The sequence below is a fragment of the Candidatus Nanosyncoccus nanoralicus genome, assembly GCF_004138405.1.
Lineage (GTDB): Bacteria > Patescibacteriota > Saccharimonadia > Saccharimonadales > Saccharimonadaceae > Nanosyncoccus > Nanosyncoccus nanoralicus.
In genome coordinates this window covers 1-3395 of record NZ_PRLL01000029.1, presented here as the reverse complement: position 1 = coordinate 3395, position 3395 = coordinate 1, and the positions used below count along the sequence as shown (strand labels likewise).

3 protein-coding genes are annotated in these 3395 nt (G+C 39.6%); 1 reads left to right on the top strand and 2 read right to left on the bottom strand.

All coding sequences use genetic code 11. The features are described 5' to 3' along the window. Positions 1-555 (bottom strand): ABC transporter permease (locus tag G3KMM_RS02775; RefSeq protein WP_164998498.1); only part of this gene is annotated, 555 nt, incomplete at its 3' end. Further along, positions 555-1814, bottom strand: a complete 1260-nt coding sequence (locus G3KMM_RS02770) for an ABC transporter ATP-binding protein (RefSeq protein WP_129605281.1) — start codon at positions 1812-1814, stop codon at positions 555-557. The genes G3KMM_RS02770 and G3KMM_RS02775, both read right to left, overlap by 1 nt. A 79-nt stretch (positions 1815-1893) precedes the next feature. On the opposite strand from G3KMM_RS02770, the gene G3KMM_RS02765 reads away from it, so the two are divergent. Continuing rightward, positions 1894-3288: an LCP family protein gene (locus G3KMM_RS02765; RefSeq protein WP_129605278.1), complete on the top strand. Its 1395-nt coding sequence runs from the start codon at positions 1894-1896 to the stop codon at positions 3286-3288. Positions 3289-3395 lie beyond the last annotated feature (107 nt).

Sequence of the window (3395 nt, the reverse complement as noted above, 5' to 3'; positions counted from 1 at the left end):
ACTAGAGAAAGAAAAGGTCTTGCCAATGGGTTCACTGGAACCAAAGAGTTGAAGGGCAAGAGAATGTCCAATAACAGCTGACTTTAGATTATTATCTTGGATAAAATTCCCGGACTTGATTTCTAGGTTTAGGATGTCCTTAAGGTCGGAATTGCTGGCCAAAATAGTGGCTGAGTCAACGGTGTGATCACCAATAGCTGTTTCGTGGAGAACTGCGAGGGGGGCGATGTTTTTGATATTATCGCTGGACTCTTTAATTCTAGCCAAGTCCTCCATGGTGAGATTTGAATTATTGAAATGGTTTGAGCTTGTTAGCTCGTCAATAATATTTGTAAGATTGTTTTTATTGTTTGCAGGTCGAACAAGAATGAGTTCTTGATTAAGTGCCTTTATCTGAGAGGAAATAAGCTGCGAAATACTGCCTGCAAGACTGAGAATTAAAATAATACTACCTATACCAACTGATATGCCAAGACAGGTGAAGAAACTGCGAAACTTGTGTTTTTTGAGAGAATTTTTGGCGATCTCAAAATTAGTACGAAGAAGTAATGACATTATTTTCGGCGTCCTTTCGCTTGTTTTTTATTAGTTTTTGCAGGCTTGGCTTTGAATTTAGATTTCTTGTAAGGTTTTTCTAGTTCTTCTATAGAGGTGACTTTCTTTACGATGCGAATTGAACCGTCACTTGACGCAGATGAGACAACAGGGAAGTCGGGCTTTTTTGATGTTGAATCTGTTTTGACCGGGGTTTTTGCTGGTTGTGTAGTTTCATGATTAGTGATAGAAATTTCAGAGGTGGTCGGGTATTTGTAGGAAAGATTAGGAGATTTTGGCTCATTATTTTCGATTGATATTGCTTCGGCCGGTGCTGCAACCAAGGATGGATCAGGGGGAACGATTGGTAATCGGTTGGAGTCTGATATGGAGGAATGGAAGGCTTCAGGATTTTTAGCACCAACTTGTTGAATAGGTCGAACTTTAATGGTTTGAGTTTCGGAAATTTCTTCTACTTGAGGGAGATCGTCGATGGTCTCTCTGATGGGTTCTGAAGATTTCTTAAAGAAATTAACCTTAATACGTTCAGGAAGATCTTCATCTGCGACGGTTTTAATATCGGTGGCAATACGACCATCGAGCATATGAATGACCCTGGTAGCATAGGAGGTAAGATTTGGGTTGTGGGTGACCATAATAATAGTGTTACCTTTGGAATGAATGCGGCGAAGTTCCTCCATAACAAGATGGGCGTTATGACTATCAAGGTTGCCGGTTGGTTCGTCGGCAAGAATAATTTCAGGAGCTGAAACAAGGGCGCGAGCAATGGCGACACGTTGTTTTTGACCGCCAGATAGTTGATAAGGGTAATAATATTCGCGTTTTTGCATGTTTAGGTAGGAAAGCATTTCGGAAGATTTGATGAGGCGTTTTGTTTTGGGGACACCAGCGTAAACAAGTGGAAGGGAGACGTTTTCAAGAATGGTCATTTTAGGGATAAGGTTGAAGTCTTGAAAAATAAAACCAATTTTTTGGGCACGAATATGGGCTTGACGAGATTTAGAGAAAACAGTAGTGCGCTCAGAGTCGAGATAGTAGCTTCCGGAAGTAGGGAAGTCTAGTAGGCCAATGATGTTTAATAGGGTGGTCTTACCGCAACCGGAGGGACCCATGATCATAATAAATTCGCCTGGTTTAACTTCCAGATTAAAATCATTAAGTGCGAATGATTCTGCCTCGCCATATCCGAAGCTACGAGTGATGTTTTTTAATTCAATTAAAAGTGAATTATCTTTTCTAATATTACCCTTGTGACTCATTGCTTTAATTATAGCATGCAAGAGAAAAACTAGTGGTTTATGTGGTAAAATTGTTAAAGAAAAAGTGGAGGAATGGTCGATGTCAAAAAGAAAAACTAAGCACTCGAAGAAAACAGTCAGAAAACAGGCGGGAAAGAAGATCACGGTGTCTGAAAAAGGCATGAAGGAAGATATTTTGGTACATAAGATAGTCGAAGCGCCAACTGAAATGCCAGACAAAACGTTAGCTAATATGCATGCTGAAACAACTACTGAAACGACTGCTGAAATGACAGCTTTTGACACTAAAAAACCTACTACTAGTGAAGAAACTGAAAAAGAAAAGCGTAAGAAAGTTGATGCGATTTTGAAACTTGAAAAAGAGCTGGTGAAAGATCGCAAAAAATTGAAGCGAAAAAATAAGAAGGAAAAAACACACATTCCTCTGTGGACGAAAATTGTAATTGTGGTTTTAAGTTTGATTATCGTAGCGATGATTAGCGTTGCTATTTTTGGATACATGCTGTTATCTCATACTGCAAATGTATTCAAGGGTAATCCAATGGATATCTTAATTGGAACGGAGCTGGCACGTGATGAAAATAATCTAACGAATATTTTGATATTTGGGACCAGTGAAGATGCGGAGGGGCATGATGGGGGGTTACTAACGGATTCAATTTTAGTGGCGTCGGTTGATCAGGAAAAGAAAACGTCGAAAATTTTTAGTATACCGAGAGACCTTTGGGTGAACTATACGGTACCTGGTGGAGAAACGATGAACTGCGTGGTCGGTACACAAGGAAAAATTAATGCGACTTATATGTGTGCTTTAAATGAATATAGGAATAATAAAGATCAGGCCTCGAGGTATTTTGCTAAGAAAATATCGGAGATTACGGGTTTGAACTTGCAATATTATATTTCGTTAGACTGGAGCGCATTGAGGACAGTGGTGGATGAGCTGGGGGGAATTGATGTGGATGTTTATGCAGATGATGATGCTGGTATCCATGATACCTGTCAACACCTTGATCTTGCTAAGGGGATGAATTATGGGCTAAATGGTAGCATGGCCCTGAAGCTTGCCAGAGCACGTAATGCGGGCTGTGATGAAGGTGGTGATTTTGGTTTATCGCGAAGTAATTTTGATCGTGAGATTAATCAGCAAAGAATTTTTAATGCGATTAAAAATAAGGCTTTTTCGATTGGTGTGTTGGGAAAACCAACAAAGGTAATTCGATTGATTGATTCACTGGGTAATAATGTGAAGACGAATATTACGATGGCGGAGGTGAGGACTTTGATTGACATTGCGACAAACTTAAACGGGGAAGTGGAGTCAATTCCGACGGTTGAACAATTTGGAGTGGGAAGAATCGGGATACAAAGTGTCGTTTTGCCAAAGGGGGCTTCAACTTATATTGAAAGTTCAATGTTTAGCTATGGGGAATTTCAAAGATATTTGAGAAATAAATTAATTAAGTTTGAATAAAAATATTGTTCAGAAAGGGTGCCACTTCAGTGGTATCTTTTTTTTGCTATCGCTCCATGCGAACCTTGGGCTCGAACCCTCGTTTCTTCTTCGAAGAAATAAAAAAC

Coding starts and splice junctions, on each gene's coding strand:
- G3KMM_RS02770 (WP_129605281.1), bottom strand. CDS start 1,814: ATGAGTCACAAGGGTAATATTAGAAAAGATAATTCACTTTTAATTGAA.
- G3KMM_RS02765 (WP_129605278.1), top strand. CDS start 1,894: ATGTCAAAAAGAAAAACTAAGCACTCGAAGAAAACAGTCAGAAAACAG.